The organism is Streptomyces griseus subsp. griseus, from assembly GCF_003610995.1.
Taxonomy (GTDB): domain Bacteria; phylum Actinomycetota; class Actinomycetes; order Streptomycetales; family Streptomycetaceae; genus Streptomyces.
Genome location: NZ_CP032543.1, coordinates 2,211,637 through 2,230,923, shown reverse-complemented (window position 1 = coordinate 2,230,923; position 19,287 = coordinate 2,211,637). Strand labels below are relative to the sequence as shown.

General features: G+C 69.6%; 15 protein-coding genes. 14 read left to right on the top strand and 1 reads right to left on the bottom strand.

Annotation, left to right across the window (positions count from 1 at the left end; all coding sequences use genetic code 11):
• Positions 1 to 5: 5 nt before the first annotated feature.
• From tig to clpX, 4 genes are all read left to right on the top strand, one after another.
• On the top strand, positions 6 to 1,385 hold the full coding sequence (gene tig, locus D6270_RS10300; protein ID WP_158650497.1) for a trigger factor: 1,380 nt from the start codon (positions 6 to 8) through the stop codon (positions 1,383 to 1,385).
• A 298-nt stretch (positions 1,386 to 1,683) separates the two neighbouring features.
• The gene (locus tag D6270_RS10295; RefSeq protein ID WP_018511477.1) at positions 1,684 to 2,289 is read left to right on the top strand and encodes an ATP-dependent Clp protease proteolytic subunit; all 606 of its coding nucleotides are present in this window, start codon (positions 1,684 to 1,686) and stop codon (positions 2,287 to 2,289) included.
• A gap of 79 nt (positions 2,290 to 2,368) precedes the next feature.
• Positions 2,369 to 3,052: an ATP-dependent Clp protease proteolytic subunit gene (locus D6270_RS10290; RefSeq protein WP_030563669.1), complete on the top strand. Its 684-nt coding sequence runs from the start codon at positions 2,369 to 2,371 to the stop codon at positions 3,050 to 3,052.
• A 157-nt stretch (positions 3,053 to 3,209) separates the two neighbouring features.
• Complete coding sequence (gene clpX, locus D6270_RS10285) at positions 3,210 to 4,508, top strand: ATP-dependent Clp protease ATP-binding subunit ClpX (protein ID WP_109165692.1); 1,299 nt, start codon at positions 3,210 to 3,212, stop codon at positions 4,506 to 4,508.
• Positions 4,509 to 4,593: 85 nt separating this feature from the next.
• Here the strand turns inward: clpX and D6270_RS10280 are convergent, their stop codons facing one another.
• Positions 4,594 to 5,646 carry a hypothetical protein gene (locus tag D6270_RS10280; RefSeq protein ID WP_109165693.1) on the bottom strand — a complete coding sequence of 351 codons (1,053 nt, stop codon included), beginning with the start codon at positions 5,644 to 5,646 and terminating at the stop codon, positions 4,594 to 4,596.
• 137 nt (positions 5,647 to 5,783) lie between these two features.
• On the opposite strand from D6270_RS10280, the gene D6270_RS10275 reads away from it, so the two are divergent.
• From D6270_RS10275 to D6270_RS10230, 10 genes are all read left to right on the top strand, one after another.
• Positions 5,784 to 8,405, top strand: coding sequence for a valine--tRNA ligase (locus D6270_RS10275; RefSeq protein ID WP_109165694.1), 2,622 nt, complete (start codon positions 5,784 to 5,786; stop codon positions 8,403 to 8,405).
• A gap of 137 nt (positions 8,406 to 8,542) precedes the next feature.
• Positions 8,543 to 10,075, top strand: coding sequence for a bifunctional tetrahydrofolate synthase/dihydrofolate synthase (folC, locus tag D6270_RS10270; RefSeq protein ID WP_109165695.1), 1,533 nt, complete (start codon positions 8,543 to 8,545; stop codon positions 10,073 to 10,075).
• Between the two features lie 7 nt (positions 10,076 to 10,082).
• On the top strand, positions 10,083 to 10,454 hold the full coding sequence (locus D6270_RS10265; RefSeq protein WP_109165696.1) for a DUF4233 domain-containing protein: 372 nt from the start codon (positions 10,083 to 10,085) through the stop codon (positions 10,452 to 10,454).
• Between the two features lie 117 nt (positions 10,455 to 10,571).
• A complete protein-coding gene (gene ndk / locus D6270_RS10260; RefSeq protein ID WP_109165697.1) occupies positions 10,572 to 10,985 on the top strand; it encodes a nucleoside-diphosphate kinase in 414 nt (137 codons plus the stop codon).
• Positions 10,986 to 11,273: 288 nt separating this feature from the next.
• Positions 11,274 to 12,293: a rod shape-determining protein gene (locus D6270_RS10255; RefSeq protein ID WP_109165698.1), complete on the top strand. Its 1,020-nt coding sequence runs from the start codon at positions 11,274 to 11,276 to the stop codon at positions 12,291 to 12,293.
• Between the two features lie 172 nt (positions 12,294 to 12,465).
• Positions 12,466 to 13,506, top strand: a complete 1,041-nt coding sequence (gene mreC / locus D6270_RS10250; protein WP_109165699.1) for a rod shape-determining protein MreC — start codon at positions 12,466 to 12,468, stop codon at positions 13,504 to 13,506.
• A gap of 11 nt (positions 13,507 to 13,517) precedes the next feature.
• The gene (mreD, locus tag D6270_RS10245; RefSeq protein ID WP_109165700.1) at positions 13,518 to 14,183 is read left to right on the top strand and encodes a rod shape-determining protein MreD; all 666 of its coding nucleotides are present in this window, start codon (positions 13,518 to 13,520) and stop codon (positions 14,181 to 14,183) included.
• Between the two features lie 99 nt (positions 14,184 to 14,282).
• Complete coding sequence (gene mrdA / locus D6270_RS10240; RefSeq protein ID WP_109165701.1) at positions 14,283 to 16,502, top strand: penicillin-binding protein 2; 2,220 nt, start codon at positions 14,283 to 14,285, stop codon at positions 16,500 to 16,502.
• A complete protein-coding gene (gene rodA, locus D6270_RS10235) occupies positions 16,502 to 17,695 on the top strand; it encodes a rod shape-determining protein RodA (protein ID WP_109165702.1) in 1,194 nt (397 codons plus the stop codon). The genes mrdA and rodA overlap by 1 nt, the downstream gene beginning before the upstream one ends.
• A 25-nt stretch (positions 17,696 to 17,720) precedes the next feature.
• Positions 17,721 to 19,247 (top strand): CYTH and CHAD domain-containing protein, encoded by a 1,527-nt coding sequence (locus D6270_RS10230; RefSeq protein ID WP_109165703.1) that lies wholly within the window; start codon positions 17,721 to 17,723, stop codon positions 19,245 to 19,247.
• Positions 19,248 to 19,287: the final 40 nt, after the last annotated feature.

Here is a 19,287-nt window from a genome sequence, read left to right as displayed (position 1 = left end):
GAACCGTGAAGAGCGCCGTGGAGACCCTGAACCCGACCCGGGTTCGGCTCAGCATCGAGGTGCCCTTCGAGGAGCTCAAGGACAGCCTCGACGCGGCGTACAAGAAGATCAACCAGCAGGTCACGGTGAAGGGCTTCCGCAAGGGCAAGATCCCCGCCCGCGTCATCGACCAGCGGTTCGGCCGCGGTGCTGTGCTGGAGGAGGCCGTCAACGACGCCCTCCCGAAGTTCTACACCGAGGCGGTCAACGAGGGTGAGCTGAACGTCCTCGGCCAGCCCGAGGTCGACATCACCGAGCTGAAGGACGGCGAGCTGCTGGCCTTCACCGCCGAGGTTGACGTACGCCCCGAGATCGAGATCCCGGACTACTCCGGCATCGAGGTCACCGTCGACGCCCTTGAGGTCACCGACGAAGAGGTCGAGAAGGCCGTGGAGCAGCTGCGCGAGCGCTTCGCCTCCACCAACCCGGTCGAGCGCGCCGCCGCCGACGGCGACGTCGTCACGATCGACCTGGAGGCCAAGGTCGACGGTGAGGTCCTGGAGGACGGCGTGGCCGCGGGTGTCTCGTACACCATCGGTTCCGGCGAGCTCCTCGACGGCATCGACGAGGCCGTGACCGGCCTGGAGGCCGGTGGCGAGGCCACCTTCACCTCCGAGCTGAAGGGCGGCTCCGCCGAGGGCAAGGCCGCGGAGGTCACCGTCAAGGTCACCGCCGTCGCCGCCCGTGAGCTCCCCGAGCTGGACGACGACTTCGCCCAGATGGCCAGCGAGTTCGACACGCTGGAGGAGCTGAAGGCCGACAGCCGCAAGCGCCTGGAGACCACCAAGCAGTACGACCAGGCCACCCAGGCCCAGGAGCGGGTCCTGGAGGAGCTGCTGAAGCTCGCCGAGGTCCCGATCCCGGAGAAGCTGCTCGCGGACGAGGTCCAGACCCGCAAGCACAACCTGGAGCACCACCAGCTCGGTCAGATGGGCCTCGACCTCGAGAAGTACCTCGAGATCCAGGGCAAGACCCTGGAGGAGTTCGAGAACGAGACCTCCGAGCAGGCCGTCAAGGGCATCAAGACCCAGTTCATCCTGGACGAGCTCGTCAACAAGGAGAAGCTGAACGTCAACCAGGAGGAGCTCACCGAGCACCTCATGCGGCGTGCGGCCTCCTCCGGCATGAGCCCCGACCAGTTCGCCCAGGCCGTCGTCGAGGGTGGCCAGGTGCCGATGCTCGTCGGCGAGGTCGCCCGCGGCAAGGCGCTCGCCGTCGTCGTCGAGGCCGCCAAGGTCGTCGACACCAACGGTGAGGTCGTCGACCTCGAGGACGACGAGGACGAGACCACGGAGACGGCCGAGGCCGCCACCGAGGACAAGGCCGAGGAGAAGAACGAGGCCTGAGCCTCGCCCTGACCCCCGCCGGTCCCACGCCGATCGGCAACGACGGGCCCCGGACGCACCACACGCGCCCGGGGCCCGTCGCCGTATCCCTCGCATCGCTGTGCGGGCCCGGAACCCCTGTGCCCACTGCGGACCTTGCGCTCCCAGCGAACAGTTGCGGAACCGGGATGGCGTTGTCCCACCTGCGCGTTAGGGTCCATGAAGAGGAAGGGTGGGGGAGTCCCTCACCCGCCCGGTACGAAGACGCTGAGACGGCCGGAGCCGTCAGAGACGAGCAGGTGGATACGTGACGAATCTGATGCCCTACGCCGCCGGAGAGCCGTCCCTCGGTGGAGGCCTCGGTGACCAGGTCTACAGCCGACTGCTCGGCGAGCGCATCATCTTCCTCGGTCAGCAGGTCGACGATGACATCGCCAACAAGATCACCGCACAGCTCCTGCTCCTTGCCGCCGAACCGGACAAGGACATCTACCTCTACATCAACAGCCCCGGTGGCTCGGTGACGGCCGGCATGGCGGTCTACGACACCATGCAGTACATCCCGAACGACGTGGTCACCATCGGGATGGGCATGGCGGCCTCGATGGGCCAGTTCCTGCTCACCGGTGGCGCCGCGGGCAAGCGCTTCGCGCTCCCGAACACCGACATCCTCATGCACCAGGGTTCGGCCGGCATCGGCGGAACGGCCTCGGACATCAAGATCCAGGCCCAGTACCTGCTCCGCACCAAGACGCGCATGGCCGAGATCACCGCCCACCACTCCGGCCAGACCGTCGAGACGATCATCCGCGACGGCGACCGCGACCGCTGGTACACGGCGGAGGAGGCCAAGGACTACGGCCTCATCGACGAGATCATCACGGTCGCGTCGGGCATCCCGGGCGGCGGCGGCACGGGTGCCTGATCCGGTTCCCACCGGACCGGCAGCACCTCCCGCACACCTCTCGTACGCCGAGACCCCCAGCCCACAGAACGCCACCAGGATGGTGAACACCCACATGAACAACTTCCCCGGCGCCTCCGCGAGCGGCCTCTACACCGGCCCGCAGGTGGACAACCGCTACGTCGTCCCGCGCTTCGTGGAGCGCACCTCGCAGGGTGTGCGTGAGTACGACCCGTACGCGAAGCTCTTCGAGGAGCGCGTGATCTTCCTCGGCGTCCAGATCGACGACGCCTCGGCCAACGACGTCATGGCGCAGCTGCTCTGCCTGGAGTCGATGGACCCGGACCGCGACATCTCGATCTACATCAACAGCCCCGGCGGCTCGTTCACCGCGCTCACCGCGATCTACGACACGATGCAGTTCGTGAAGCCGGACATCCAGACGGTCTGCATGGGCCAGGCCGCCTCCGCCGCCGCCGTCCTGCTGGCCGCCGGCACCCCGGGCAAGCGCATGGCGCTCCCGCACGCCCGCGTCCTCATCCACCAGCCGTCCTCGCAGACGGGCCGCGAGCAGCTCTCCGACCTGGAGATCGCGGCCAACGAGATCCTCCGGATGCGTACGCAGCTGGAGCAGATGCTGGCCCGCCACTCGACGACCCCGCTGGAGAAGATCAGCGAGGACATCGAGCGTGACAAGATCCTCACGGCCGAGGACGCCCTGGCGTACGGGCTCGTCGACCAGATCGTGTCCACCCGCAAGACGACCGCGGGCGCATCGGTCTGACGTCGGTCTTTCCCCTTGGCACATTCCGTTCGCACGGTCTCGGCCGTGTGAACCGTGCCAAGGGGGGCCCGAACGGGGGCCCAGGCAAGGTACCGTCGGATAGAGGCACCAGGAGCCGCTGAACCAGGCGGCCTCCCAGGCGAAGGGGAAGCACCTCGTGGCACGCATCGGTGATGGCGGCGACCTGCTCAAGTGCTCGTTCTGTGGCAAGAGCCAGAAGCAGGTGAAGAAGCTCATCGCGGGACCCGGTGTGTACATCTGCGACGAGTGCATCGATCTCTGCAACGAGATCATCGAGGAGGAGCTCGCGGAGACGAGCGAGGTCCGCTGGGAAGAGCTTCCCAAGCCTCGTGAGATCTACGAGTTCCTGGAGGGGTACGTCGTCGGGCAGGAGCCCGCGAAGAAGGCCCTCTCGGTCGCGGTGTACAACCACTACAAGCGGGTCCAGGCCGGAGAGAACGGCGGCGGAGCCAATCGCGAGGACGCGATCGAGCTCGCCAAGTCGAACATCCTGCTGCTGGGCCCCACGGGCTCCGGCAAGACGCTCCTCGCGCAGACGCTGGCCCGGATGCTCAACGTCCCGTTCGCCATCGCGGACGCCACCGCGCTGACGGAGGCCGGCTACGTCGGCGAGGACGTCGAGAACATCCTGCTCAAGCTGATCCAGGCGGCCGACTACGACGTCAAGAAGGCCGAGACCGGGATCATCTACATCGACGAGATCGACAAGGTCGCCCGCAAGAGCGAGAACCCGTCGATCACCCGTGATGTCTCCGGCGAGGGCGTCCAGCAGGCCCTGCTGAAGATCCTGGAGGGCACCACCGCCTCCGTCCCGCCGCAGGGCGGACGCAAGCACCCGCACCAGGAGTTCATCCAGATCGACACGACGAACGTGCTGTTCATCGTGGGCGGCGCCTTCTCCGGCCTGGAGAAGATCATCGAGTCCCGGGCCGGCGCCAAGGGCATCGGCTTCGGCGCCACGATCCGCTCCAAGCGGGAGATCCAGGCGAGCGACCAGTTCCAGGAGGTCATGCCGGAGGACCTGGTGAAGTTCGGGATGATCCCCGAGTTCATCGGCCGTCTCCCCGTGCTGACCTCGGTCCACAACCTGGACCGCGAGGCGCTGCTCCAGATCCTCATCGAGCCGCGCAACGCGCTGGTCAAGCAGTACCAGCGCCTCTTCGAACTCGACGGCGTGGAGCTGGAGTTCGAGCGCGAGGCGCTGGAGGCCATCGCCGACCAGGCGATCCTGCGCCAGACCGGCGCACGCGGTCTCCGCGCCATCATGGAGGAAGTCCTCCAGTCCGTGATGTACGAGGTCCCGTCCCGCAAGGACGTCGCCCGCGTCGTCATCACCCCGGACGTCGTCCGCGACCACGTCAACCCGACGCTGGTCCCGCGCGAGCCGCGCACGATCGGCAAGAACGACGGCGGCCGCCACGAGAAGTCCGCTTAGCGGCACGGAAGTTGCCTACGCCGAAGGGGCGCCCGACCGGTCAACCGGCGGGCGCCCCTTCGAGGTTGAGCGCGAATGCGGTGCGTCAGATCTTGGTGCGTGAGGTGTTGTAGAGCTTGGCGGCGAGGGCGGCCACATCGTCCTGGGCGATGCCCTTGCCGGTCAGCGCGCCACCGACGTCCACGGCCACGACCATCCCGACGGTGCTGTAGTCGGCCCAGATGCAGACCGGGGTGATGACCTCCTTCGGACCCTTCGCGAGGGTGCCGTCGGCCTTGTCGTTGACGGTCCTGATGTCCTGGCACCGCATCAGGGCGCCGTCGAAACCGGCCGGCTTGACGTCCTTGGGGCTGCCGACGAGCGACACCTCGGCGCCGTTGCTGCTCTCGGTCATCTTCTTCTCGGCGTCACTGAAGGAGTTGTTGATGACCTTGGCCGGGTCCTGGACCTCACCCCAGTAGCCCTGGAGCAGGAGCATCTTCTGCGTGAGCGGGTTCTCCTTCGAACCGCTCTGGTACTGGGAGCCGACCTGCTGCGGGTCCTTCACGCCCGCGGCCTCGGCGTCCTCCTTCGACTTCCCCGTCAGCGGACCGGACCGGTCCGGCTTGGACGGGTCCTTCACGTAGTCGTCCACCGAGGCGGCGGGCGTCAGCTTGTAGCCCTTGGTGGAGTCGGCCACATCACTGTTGCTCGCGCCGCCCGAGGTGAAGAACCACACCCCGGCCCCGATGACCGCGAGCGCCAGCACGGACGCCCCCACGATCAGCCCGGTCTTCTTCTTCGGCTGCTGCTGCGGCGGGTACGGCGGCTGCCCCCCGTACACCGGCTGGCCGCCGTACGGCGGGGTGGGCGGCTGCTGCCCGTACGGGCCCGGCTGCTGGGGCTGCGGGTAGCCGTAGCCGGGCTGGCCCGGGGGAGGGGTGCCGTAGCCGGGCTGGCCCTGCGGCGGTGCGCCGTAGGGGCCCGGCTGCTGCGGCGGGACGCCCTGAGGGGCCTGCTGGGGGTAGCCGTAGCCGGGCTGGCCCTGGGGCGGGCCCTGCGGCGGCGGGCCGCCGTACGGCCCGGGCTGCTGTCCGTACGGTCCGGGCTGGCCCTGCGGCGACTGCCCGCCGTACGGGCCCGGCTGGTTGTAGCTCATTGCGGTGTCCCCTCCGAAACTTTTATGCGTTGCGTACATCCTGGCGGAAGCCGCCCTGGCATGGGCCATCGGCCCGGACACCGTTACTGAACCAATCCGTTTCAGTGCAGAGCTGTGACGGCCCTAAACTGTCCCCCGTGACCGAGAACTCATCGCAGCAGCCAGCCAGCAACCCCGAACTGCCGACCTCGTACGCGCCGGCCGATGTAGAGGGGAAGCTGTACGAGCGCTGGGTAGAGCGTGGTTACTTCGAAGCCGACGAGCACAGCGACAAGCCGCCCTACAGCATCGTCATCCCGCCGCCGAACGTCACCGGCTCCCTCCACCTGGGCCACGCCTTCGAGCACACCCTGATCGACGCCCTCGTCCGCCGGAAGCGGATGCAGGGGTTCGAGGCGCTCTACCAGCCGGGCATGGACCACGCCGGCATCGCCACCCAGAACGTCGTCGAGCGCGAGCTGGCCAAGGAGGGCAAGTCCCGCCACGACCTGGGCCGCGAGGCCTTCGTCGAGCGCGTCTGGCAGTGGAAGGACGAGTCCGGCGGCCAGATCTCCGGCCAGATGCGCCGCCTCGGCGAGGGCGTCGACTGGTCCCGTGAGCGCTTCACCATGGACGAGGGCCTCTCCAAGGCCGTCCAGACCGTCTTCAAGCAGATGTTCGACGACGGGCTGATCTACCGCGCCGAGCGCATCATCAACTGGTGCCCGCGCTGTCTCACCGCGATCTCCGACATCGAGGTCGAGTACCAGGAGGACGACGGCGAGCTCGTCTCCATGACGTACGGGGACGGGGACGAGACCATCGTCGTCGCCACCACCCGCGCCGAGACGATGCTGGGTGACACCGCCGTCGCCGTCCACCCCGACGACGAGCGCTACCAGCACCTCATCGGCAAGCAGATCAAGCTGCCGCTGACCGACCGGACGATCCCGGTCGTCGCCGACCACCACGTCGACCCGGAGTTCGGCACCGGCGCGGTCAAGGTGACCCCCGCGCACGACCCGAACGACTTCGAGATCGGCAACCGTCACGACCTGCCGTTCATCACCGTCCTCGACGAGCGCGCCGTCATCACCGTCCCCGGCCCCTTCGAGGGCCTGGACCGGCTGGAGGCCCGTTCCGCCATCGTCGCCGCCCTGCGCGCCGAGGGCCGGATCGTCGCCGAGAAGCGGCCGTACGTCCACTCCGTCGGCCACTGCTCGCGCTGCAAGACCACCATCGAGCCGCGCCTCTCCCTCCAGTGGTGGGTCAAGGTCGCCCCGCTCGCCCGGGCCGCCGGTGACGCGGTCCGCGACGGCAAGGTCAAGATCCACCCGCAGGAGATGGAGAAGCGGTACTTCGACTGGGTCGACAACCTCCACGACTGGACGATCTCGCGCCAGCTCTGGTGGGGCCACCGCATCCCCGTCTGGTACGGCCCGAACGGCGAGGTCGTCTGCGTCGGACCGGACGACGAGGCGCCCACCGGCGAGGGCTGGACCCAGGACAGCGACGTCCTGGACACCTGGTTCTCCTCGGGCCTGTGGCCCTTCTCCACCCTCGGCTGGCCCGAACAGACCGACAGCCTCGCGAAGTTCTACCCGAACTCCGTCCTGGTCACCGGCTACGACATCCTCTTCTTCTGGGTCGCCCGGATGATGATGTTCGGCCTCTACGTCAACGACGGCGTCCCGCCCTTCGGCACCATCGTCCTGCACGGCATGGTCCGTGACGAGCACGGCAAGAAGATGTCGAAGTCCTTCGGCAACGTGGTCAACCCGCTGGACTGGATGGACAAGTACGGCTCCGACGCCCTGCGCTTCACCCTCGCGCGCGGCGCCAACCCCGGCACCGACGTGCCCATCGGCGAGGACTGGGTCCAGGGTTCGGCGAAGTTCTCCAACAAGATCTGGAACGCCACCCGCTTCGCCCTGATGAACGGCGCCACGATCGAGGGCGAGCTGCCCCCGGCCGAGGAGATGTCGGTCACCGACCGCTGGATCCTGTCGCGCCTCAACAAGACCGTCGCGGACGTCGACGCCTTCTACGACGACTTCCAGTTCGCCAAGATCAGTGAGGCGCTGCGCCACTTCGCGTGGGACGAGGTCTTCGACTGGTACGTGGAGCTCTCCAAGACCACGTTCTTCGCGGGCGGCCGTCCGGCCGAGGTCTCGGGCCGGGTCCTCGGCGAGGTCCTGGACGTGATGCTGCGGCTGCTGCACCCGATCGTCCCGTTCGTCACGGAGGCGCTGTGGACCGGGCTCACCGGGCGCGAGTCGATCGTCATCGCCGAGTGGCCGGGCGACTCCGGCTTCCGCGACGACGCGGCCGAGAAGGAGATCGAGCTGGTCCAGCAGGTCGTCACCGAGGTCCGCCGCTTCCGCAACGACCAGGGCCTCCAGCCCGGCCAGAAGGTCCCGGCCGAGCTGACCCTGACCGGCACGGCGCTCGCCCCGCACGAGGCGGCCATCCGCCAGCTGCTGCGGCTCCAGCCCGCCGGCGACGGCTTCCACGCCACCGCGTCCCTCCCGGTCGCCGGGGCCACCGTCGCCCTGGACCTCTCCGGCACCATCGACGTCCCGGCCGAGCGCAAGCGGCTCACGAAGGACCTGGAGGCGGCGCAGAAGGAGAAGGCGCAGGCCACCGGGAAGCTCGGCAACGAGGCGTTCCTGGCCAAGGCCCCGGACAACGTGGTCGACAAGATCCGCGGCCGGCTCTCCAAGGCCGAGGCCGACATCGACCGGATCTCCGCCCAGCTGGCGGCCCTCCCGCAGAGCTGATCGGCTCAGGGCCGAGGCCCCCGCACCCCCGACCGACCGGGGGAGCGGGGGCCTCGCCGTACGCCCTCCAGGGCACGCATCGGCCTCCGCCCCGGGCGCTGCGCGCGATGTCGGTGCCCATCCGTAGACTGGGCCCCGTGAGTGAGCCCCGCCCTTCAGACCGGCACGACGCGTCCGAGCCCGACGACACCTTCGAGGAGATCGTCGGCGAAGAGACCCAGCGCGACCCCGACCTGGCGGTGATCGAAGCCGGGAGCCGCACCCTGCGTACCTACGCGGGTTCCCCCCAGGGCGAAGCGGTCCCCGCCCGACCCACCGACCCCGAGACCGACCAGGCGCTGCGCGCGGTGGAGCAGGAGCTCGCCGGACGCTGGGGCGAGACCAAGCTGGAGCCCTCCGTCACGCGCATCGCCGCCCTGATGGACGTCCTCGGCGAGCCGCAGCGTGCCTACCCCTCGATCCACATCACGGGGACCAACGGCAAGACCTCCACGGCCCGCATGATCGAGGCCCTGCTCAACGCCTTCGAGCTGCGCACCGGCCGCTACACCTCGCCGCACGTCCAGTCGATCACCGAGCGGATCAGCCTCGACGGCTCGCCGATCGCCCCCGAGCGGTTCATCGAGACGTACGAGGACGTCAAGCCGTACGTCGAGATGGTCGACGCCCAGCAGCCCTACCGGCTCTCCTTCTTCGAGGTGCTCACCGGCATGGCGTACGCGGCCTTCGCCGACGCGCCCGTCGACGTGGCGGTCGTCGAGGTCGGCATGGGCGGCACCTGGGACGCCACCAACGTCATCGACTCCACGGTCGCCGTCGTCACCCCGATCTCGCTGGACCACACCGACCGCCTCGGCACCACGCCCGCCGAGATCGCCGGGGAGAAGTCCGGGATCGTCAAGCAGGGCGCGACCGTCATCCTGGCCCAGCAGCCGGTGGACGCCGCGCAGGTGATGCTGAAGAAGGCCGTCGAGGTGGACGCCACCGTGGCCCGCGAGGGCATGGAGTTCGGCGTCACCTCCCGCGAGATCGCCGTCGGCGGACAGCTGCTGACCCTGCGCGGGCTCGGCGGTGCGGCCACCGAGTACACAGAGATCTTCCTGCCGCTGTACGGGGCCCACCAGGCGCACAACGCGGCCGTCGCGCTCGCCGCCGTCGAGGCGTTCTTCGGCATCGGCGCCGAGCAGGCCCGCTCCCTGGACATCGACGCGATCCGCAAGGCGTTCGCCGCGGTGGTCTCGCCCGGCCGGCTGGAGGTCGTGCGCTCCAGCCCGACCGTCGTCCTGGACGCAGCGCACAACCCGGCGGGTGCCAAGGCGGCGGCGGACGGCGTCTCCGAGGCGTTCAGCTTCTCCCGGCTGATCGGTGTGGTCGGCACCAGCGGTGACAAGGACGTCCGTGGGCTCCTGGAGGCCTTCGAGCCGATCTTCGCCGAGGTCGTCGTCACACAGAACTCCACCCCGCGCGCGATGGACGTGGACGAGCTGGCCGCCATCGCCGTCGAGGTCTTCGGCGACGACCGGGTCCAGGTCGAGCCGCGACTCGACGACGCACTGGAGGCGGCGATCACGCTGGCCGAGGAGGACGACGAGTACGCGGGCGCCGGGGTCCTGGTGACCGGATCGGTGATCACGGTCGGCGAGGCCCGGCTGCTTCTGGGAAGGGGCTGAGTCAGGGATGCGTACGCTCTGCGCCTCGACGCTGCTCGGTGAGTTCTTCGTGATCGGCTTCGCCGGACTCGTCGCGATGAAGCTGGACGACGTCTCCCAGGCCACGGTCTGGACCGTCTGCGGGGTGGGCATGGTGCTCTCCCTGCTGCTCTGCGGCATGCTCACCCGCCCCGGCGGCATCCAGCTCGGCTGGGCGCTCCAGGTCGCGCTGGTCCTCAGCGGCTTCGTGGTCCCGATGATGTTCATCCTCGGCCTGGTCTTCGGCGGGCTGTGGTGGGCCTCCGTCCACTACGGCCGCAAGATCGACGAGGCCAAGGCCCGCTGGGCGGCCCAGCAGGACCGGCAGGCCCAGCAGGAGGCCGGCGGGGCCACGGCCTGATGGGACGGCAGATGCCCGGGGCGCGAGGGTGACCCTGAGTGAACCCGGGCGCAGACCCCGTCCCGTACCCCTGTAATCTCGCCTCACCGCACCCGTAGTGTCTGCAAGGAGCCGCACATGACCCAGCGCACCCTCGTCCTGCTCAAGCCCGACGCGGTCCGCCGCGGCCTGATCGGCGAGATCGTCGGCCGGATCGAGCGCAAGGCGGAGTGGCGGATCACCGCGCTGGAGCTGCGGACCCTGGACCACGACACGCTGGAGCAGCACTACGGGGAGCACAAGGGCCGCCCGTTCTACGAGCCGCTCATGGAGTTCATGGCCTCCGGCCCCGTCGTCGCCCTGGTGGCCGAAGGTGAGCGGGTGATCGAGGGCATCCGTACCCTGGCCGGCCCCACCGACCCGATCGCCGCCGCGCCCGGGTCGATCCGCGGTGACTTCGGCACGATCACCCGGGAGAACCTCATCCACGCCTCGGACTCGCAGGAGTCCGCAGAGCGAGAACTGAAGCTTTTCTTTCCCGGACTTTCCTGACTCGATCGGCCAAACAGCGCTGCTTGCCTGGGGCGACCGAAGTAATTCGGTCGCCCTTCGGCATAGGGTTCGGTGTCGCGGGAACGCATCCCTCCGACGTAACGTCACCATGGGTAGGACGGGCACCCGTTCCGCCCACACCGGCGAAGGACCCTCGCGCTGTGTCCGTGCATACGGCACTACGATGGAAACTTCCACGCCCGCAGCGCCAACCTCGCCTACCAGAACAAGCCATCTTCGCTACCTGGGAAGGCCCGACGCATCCTCATGGGGAACAAGGGGAACTCAATGTCGTTCATCGGCCGTGACATGGCTATCGACCTCGGGACTGCCAACACGCTGGTGTACGTCAGGGGGCGCGGCATCGTCCTGAACGAGCCGTCCGTCGTGGCCATCAACACCAACACCGGCGGAATTCTGGCGGTCGGAGCCGAGGCCAAGAAGATGATCGGGCGCACGCCCGGCAACATCGTTGCCGTGCGGCCCCTGAAGGACGGCGTGATCGCCGACTTCGAGATCACGGAGCGGATGCTCCGCTACTTCATCCTCAAGATCCACAAGCGCCGCTACCTGGCCCGCCCCCGGGTCGTCGTCTGCGTGCCCTCCGGCATCACCGGAGTGGAGCGCCGCGCCGTCATCGAGGCATCGACGCAGGCCGGCGCCCGCCAGGTGCACATCATCGAGGAGCCCATGGCCGCGGCCATCGGCTCCGGCCTGCCGGTCCACGAGGCCACCGGCAACATGGTCGTCGACATCGGTGGCGGCACCACCGAGGTCGCGGTGATCTCGCTCGGCGGGATCGTCACCGCCCAGTCGATCCGGACCGCCGGTGACGAGCTGGACAACGCGATCATCCAGCACATCAAGAAGGAGTACTCGCTCCTCCTCGGTGAGCGGACCGCCGAACAGATCAAGATCACGATCGGTTCCGCGTACGACATGGACAAGGACGAGCACACCGAGATCCGCGGCCGCGACCTGGTCTCCGGGCTGCCCAAGACCGTCGTCATCTCGGCCGCCGAGGTCCGCAAGGCGATCGAGGAGCCGGTCAACGCGATCGTCGACGCCGTGAAGACGACCCTCGACAAGTGCCCGCCCGAGCTCTCCGGCGACATCATGGACCGCGGCATCGTCCTCACGGGCGGCGGCGCACTGCTCCGCGGCCTGGACGAGCGGCTCCGCCGCGAGACGGGCATGCCGATCCACATCGCCGAGGACCCGCTGGACTCCGTGGCGCTCGGCTCCGGCAAGTGCGTCGAGGAGTTCGAGGCGCTCCAGCAGGTGCTGGACGCCCAGCCCCGCCGGTAGGACGACAGGCGCGACACCACCCGATCCGGCGCGCGGACGCTGCGGCTCCGCCCGCCGGATCGTTGATATAGATCGTTGCTGTACACCGACGGCAGCACACGGGTGCTGACGTCACGACAGCCACGTACACACAGGCACGAACATTCCGACGAGGAAGGCACGGCCGCCGCACGTGAGGGACACACGAGAGAGCCGGCTGCTCCTGGTGCTGCTGATCGCCATCGCATTCGCCCTGATCACGGTGGATATCCGAGGCGGCGAAGGCTCACCGGTCGACGGCGCACGGCATGCCGCGGCCACGGTCTTCGGACCCGTGGAGAACGGCGTCGCGTCGGCGGTCGACCCGGTGGGCAACGCCATAGGGGCGGTACGGGACTCCGGCAGAAGGCACGACCGGATCTCCGCCCTGGAGCAGGAGAACGCCGCGCTGAAGGCCAAGCTCGGCAGCGACGACCGCACCAACAGCCGCGTCCGCCAACTGGACGCCATGCTGAAGAACGCGGGCGCCGGACAGTACGGCATCAAGGGCGCCGAGGTCATCGCCATAGGAGCGGCCCAGGGCTTCTCCTGGACGATCACCATCGACGCCGGGGCGAACGACGGCATCCGCCGCGACATGACCGTCCTCAACGGTGAAGGGCTGGTCGGGCGGGTCACCACCGTCGGCCCCTCCACCTCGACGGTCCTGCTCGCCAGCGACCCGGACTTCACCGTCGGCACCCGGATGGAGAAGACCGACGAGCTCGGCTTCGCCACCGGCCAGGGCTCGCGCCCGCTCTCGGTCCAGTTCCTCAACGGCAAGGCCCAGGTGAAGGCGGGCGACCGGCTCGTCACCTTCGGCTCCAGCAAGGACAAGCCCTTCGTGCCCGGCGTCCCCGTCGGCGAGGTCGTCCGCGTCGACCCCTCGGGCGGCGCGCTCACCCGGACCGTCTATGTGAAGCCGTACGTCGGGTTCACCAAACTCGACATCGTCGGCGTCGTCGTCCAGGCCCCGCGCTCCGACCCCCGCGACGCCGTCCTGCCCAAGCAGCCCGTCAAGACGAAGCCCAAGCCGACCCCCACGGTCACCGTCACCGTCCAGCCCAACGGCGACCTCGTCGACGGCTCGGGCAAGGTCGTCGGCAACATCAACGAGAAGCCGGGCGATGGTGAAGCGGCCGGCGACCAGCAGGGCGACGGCCAACCCGACAACGCGGCAAACAACCAGGAGTAGAGCTGATCCCCATGCGCCTCAACCGGACTCTGCTCTCCACCGCCCTGGTCGTCGTCGCCCTCGTCATCCAGGTGTCCGTCCTCGCCCGCCTCCAGCTGCCCGGCGCCGTCCCCGACCTGCTGCTCCTCACCGTGCTCGGACTCGCCTTCGTGTACGGGCCGGTCAGCGGCTCCCTCATCGGCTTCGGCGCGGGCCTCCTCGCGGACCTCGCACCCCCCGCCGACCACGCCGCCGGGCGCTACGCCCTGGTGCTCTGCGTCATCGGCTACCTCGCGGGCCTCGCCCGGCCGGAGAACGGGCAGCTCAAGTCCGCCTTCGCCCCGATGGCCGTGGTGGTCGCCGCCGCGCTGGGATCGACCCTGATGTACGCGGGCGTCGGCGCCCTCGTCGGCGACACGGCCGCCCGCCATGTGGGCCTGGGCAGCCTGCTGCTCACCGCCCTGGTCTACGACCTGCTGCTGGCCCCCTTCACGGTGCCGCTCATCATGGCGCTGGCCAGACGCACCGAGAACGACCCGCTCTCCGAGGCGTCCGGCGGCCCCAACGACGTCGCCGCGGGCTGGCTCGCCTCGGGCACCGGGCTGCGCATCGGCAACCAGCGCGGCGGCCTGCGGATGAAGGCCGCCCGCAGCCGCGCCGCCCGCGCGGGCCGCATCAAGGGGGTCAAGCGACTGTGAAGCCGTACGTGACGAAGGAGACCGGGGGCACCGCGTGAGGCCGTATCTCCCGGGGGACGCCCCCCGTACCCCCAGCCGGACCACCACCGGGGGCACCCAGTGAGCAACATCCCCGAGACCGGACGGACCCAGCGGGTCCAGATCCGCCTCATCGTCATCCAGGTCCTCGTCTTCTCCCTGCTGCTCACCCTCGGCGGCCGCCTCTGGTACCTCCAGATCCGCAACGGCGACGAGTACAGCGACAAGGCCGCCGGCAACGGCGTACAGCAGGTCGTCCAGCCCGCCGTGCGCGGGTCGATCCTCGACGCGCGCGGCGTACCGCTGGCCGACAACGAGACCCGGCTCGTCGTCTCCGCGAGCCGCACCGAGCTGCTGAAGATGAAGGACGACGGCGTCGGCGTCCTCACCCGGCTCGCCGACGTCCTGGACATGAAGCCCCAGGACGTGCGGGACAAGGTCCGCCTCTGCGACGCCAAGACCCCCCAGCCCTGCTGGAACGGCTCGCCCTACCAGCCGATCCCGGTCACCGACGAGGCCACCACCCAGCAGGCCCTCCAGATCCGCGAGCGCGCCGAGGACTTCCCCGGCATCACCGCCGAACCCACCGCCGTACGCCGCTACGCTGCACCCGGCAAGGCGAAGACCGCACAGGTCCTCGGCTACCTCTCGCCCGTCACCGACGAGGAGATCCAGAAGGCGAAGGACGGCCCGTCGCCGTATCTGCGCTCGGACCAGGTCGGCCGCTCGGGCCTTGAGCGGACGTACGACAAGGAGCTGCGCGGCAAGGCGGGCGTCACCCGCTACGAGGTCGACAACCTCGGCCGTGTCATGGGCGAGGCGGAGAACGACCCGGCGGTGCCCGGCTCCAACCTCGTCACCAGCCTCGACGCCCGGGTCCAGGCGGTCGCCGAGTACGAGCTCGCCGCCGCGATGAAGCAGGTCCGGGGCGAGACCGACAAGATCACGGGCCGGCCGTACGAGGCCGACTCCGGCGCCGTCGTCGTCATGGAGTCCAAGACCGGCCGCATCGTCGCGATGGCCTCCCAGCCCGACTACGACCCCAACGACTGGGTCGGCGGCATCTCCGGCAAGCAGTACGCCAAGCTGACCAGCAAGAAGTCCAACTACCCGCTGCTCAACCGGGGCATCCAGGGCCAGGCGCCCGCCGGCTCCATCTTCAAGGTGGTCTCCGCGAGCGCCGCCGTCCGAGGCGGCCACGCCTTCAACGACCGGTACGAATGCAGCAGCTCCTACAGCCTCGGCAACCAGACCTTCGCCAACTTCGAGTCGCAGGGACACGGCCCCATCACCCTCGGGGACGCGCTCAAGTATTCGTGCAACACCGTCTTCTACCGCCTGGGCCACGACGAGTGGGTCAAGGACGGCGGCATAAGGCCGAAGAAGGACGCCAAGAACTGGTTCTACCGCACCGCCCGCGACTTCGGCCTCGGCGCCGAGACCGGCATCGACCTGCCCAACGAGGTCAAGGGCCGCATCCCGGACCGCCAGTGGAAGCAGGACTTCTGGAAGGCGAACAAGGACGCCTGGTGCAAGGAGGGCAAGAAGGGCGGTACGTACGTGCAGCAGATCGCGTACGAGAGCTGCCTGGAGGGCAACCAGCTCAAGGCCTACGACAGCATCAACTACGCCATCGGCCAGGGTGACGTCCTCGTCACCCCCATCCAGATGGCCACCGCCTACGCCGCCATCAGCAACGGCGGCACCCTGCACGCGCCCACTGTCGGCAAGGCCGTGATCAGCCCGGACGGCAAGTCGGTCCAGGAGATCAAGCCCAAGGCCACCGGCAAGCTGCCCGTCAACGCCCAGACCATCAAGGACCTCGACAAGGGGCTGCGTTCGGTCGTGGAGCCCGGTGGCACCGCCGCCTGGCGGTTCGGCGGCTGGCCGCAGGACAAGATCCCGATGCGGGCCAAGACCGGCACCGCGCAGGTCTACGGCAAGCAGACCACCTCGTGGTTCGCCACCTACACCGACGACTTCACCATCATCATGACGATCTCCCAGGGCGGCACCGGCTCCGGCGCCTCCGGGCCCGCCGTCCGCAAGATCTACGACGCGCTCTACGGCCTCGACGCCGAGGGCAACCAGGATGTGAAGAAGGCCCTGCTGCCCAAGCCCCAGAAGGCGCTGCCGAAGGTCCAGCCCGACGGATCGATCCACGCCCCGAAGATCAAGCCGTACAACCCCGTCCCGACCCAGCCCGAAGGCCAGGAGGCGGACCCGGAGAACCTGGTGCCGCAGCCGCCGGGCCAGCCGGGACTCACCGGATCACCCGCGATGACCGGGAGGCGGCCCTGATGGCTGGTGGCTTCTCCGTGGGCCGTTACGGCCCCGAGCGCGGTTCCTGGGCCAAGCTGACCGCCCGCGACTCCCTGGCCCGGCGGCTGGACTGGCCGCTGCTGGGGGCCGCGATCGCGCTCTCCTTCCTCGGCTCGCTGCTCGTCTGGTCCGCGACCCGCAACCGCGACCACCTCACCCAGGGCGACCCGTACTTCTTCCTCTTCCGGCACGCCCTCAACACCGGCATCGGCCTCGCCCTGATGATCGGCACGATCTGGCTCGGCCACCGCACCCTGCGCGGGGCCGTCCCGATCCTCTACGGCATCTCGGTGCTGCTCGTCGCCGCCGTCCTCACCCCGCTCGGCACCACCGTCAACGGCGCCCACGCGTGGATCAAGCTCCCGGCCGGCTTCTCGATCCAGCCCTCCGAATTCACCAAGATCACCATCATCCTCGGGATGGCGATGCTGCTCGCCGCCCGCGTCGACGCGGGCGACCAGGCGCACCCCGACCACCGGACCGTGGCCAAGGCGCTGGGCATCGCGGCCGTCCCGATGGCCGTCGTCATGCTGATGCCGGACCTCGGCTCGGTGATGGTGATGGCCGTCATCGTCCTCGGCGTCCTGCTGGCCTCTGGCGCCTCCAACCGCTGGGTCTTCGGCCTGATCGGCACGGGGGCGGCGGGAGCCGTCTCGGTCTGGCAGCTCGGGCTGCTGGACGACTACCAGATCGCCCGCTTCGCCGCCTTCGCCAACCCGGCACTCGACCCGGCCGGCGTCGGCTACAACACCAACCAGGCCCGCATCGCGATCGGTTCCGGCGGCCTCTCCGGCACCGGGCTCTTCCAGGGCACCCAGACCACCGGCCAGTTCGTCCCCGAGCAGCAGACCGACTTCGTCTTCACCGTCGCCGGTGAGGAGCTGGGCTTCCTCGGCGCCGGGCTGATCATCGTCCTGCTCGGTGCCGTGCTGTGGCGCGCCTGCCGGATCGCCCGCGAGACGACCGAGCTGTACGGCACGATCGTCGCCGCCGGCATCATCGCCTGGTTCGCCTTCCAGGCCTTCGAGAACATCGGCATGACGCTCGGCATCATGCCGGTGGCCGGTCTGCCGCTGCCCTTCGTCTCCTACGGAGGGTCCTCGATGTTCGCCGTCTGGGTCGCGATCGGGCTGTTGCAGTCGATCAGGGTGCAGCGGCCGATGTCTGCCTGAACCCGGTGGGGGTAGGTGTCCGTATATGGCGGACACCAAGCGCGAGATCGAGCGGAAGTACGAAGCCACCGACGCCACCCGGCTGCCCGACCTGAGCCGGGTGGCCGGGGTCGCCCGGGTCGTCCAGCGCGGCGTCACGGAGCTGGACGCCGTCTACTACGACACCGCCGACCTCCGCCTCGCCGCCCACTCCCTCACCCTGCGCCGCAGGACCGGCGGGGCCGATGAAGGCTGGCACCTCAAGTTCCCCGTCGCCACCGGCATCCGCGACGAGCTCCAGGAACCGCTGGCCGACACCCTGCCGCGCTCCTTCGCGGGCCTGCTCCGCTCCCGCCTCCGCCACACCGAACCGGCCCCGGTCGTCCGCCTGCTCTCCTCCCGTGACGTCCAGCACCTCACGGACACCGACGGCACCCTCCTCGCCGAGGTCAGCGTCGACACCGTCCGCGCCGAACGGCTGGCGGGGGAGGGGACCGGCGCCACCGCCACCTGGACCGAGATCGAGGTGGAGCTGGCCGACGGCGGCGACCCCGCCTTCCTGGACGCGGTCGAGAAGCGGCTCCGCAAGGCCGGGGTGCGCCCCTCGGACTCGCCGTCGAAGCTGGCCAGGGCGCTGTCGGAGACCACGCCCGTACGGGAGGGGGAAAGGCGGACGGAGGAAGACCCGCAGACCGCGGGCGACCATGTCCTCGCCTACGTACGCAAGCAGATCCGCACCATCGTCGACCTCGACCCCGCCGTCCGGCGCGACCTGCCCGACTCCGTGCACAAGATGCGCGTGGCCACCCGGCGGTTGCGCAGCGCCTTCAAGACGTACCGCAAGATCCTGGACCGCGAGGTCACCGACCCCGTCGGCGCCGAGCTCAAGTGGCTCGCCGGTGAACTGGGCGTCGACCGTGACCAGGAGGTCCTCGACAAGCGGCTGGGCGACCGCACCGAGGCCCTTCCCGCCACCCTCGTCCTCGGCCCGGTCCGCGGCCGGTTGCAGGTCTGGTCGGCCGCCCGCCGCTCCGGATCGCGGCGCAGGATCATCGACGTACTGGACGGGAAGCGGTATCTGGACCTCCTGGACACCCTCGACGCGCTCAGCGACGACCCGCCCCTGCGTCCCGCGGCCTCCCGCGCCCCCGGGAAGGCCCTGCCGCGCGCGGTGCTCAAGGACTACGGGAAGCTCGCGCGCCGCATGGAGCACGCCCTGGAGCACCCGCCGGGCCCCGAGCGGGACGAGGCGATGCACGAGGCCCGCAAGGCCGCCAAGCGCGCCCGGTACGCGGGCGAGGCGGCGCGGCCCGCCCTCGGCAGGCCCGCCAAGCGGTTCGCCAGGCGGGTGAAGGCCGTGCAGTCCCTCCTCGGCGACCACCAGGACAGCGTGGTGGCCCGCGACGCCCTGCGCACCCTCGCGGTACAGGCCCACGCGGCCGGTGAGACCACGTTCACCTGGGGACTCCTGTACGGGCGCGAGGAGGCCACCGCCGAGGCACGGGAGCGCGAGCTGCCCGAGGTGTGGGCCCGCGCCTCCGACCCCGTACTCCGGGCGGATCTGAAGCACTGAGCCGCGCGGTACGCTGGATGGTCACCCCAGCCGGCTCACG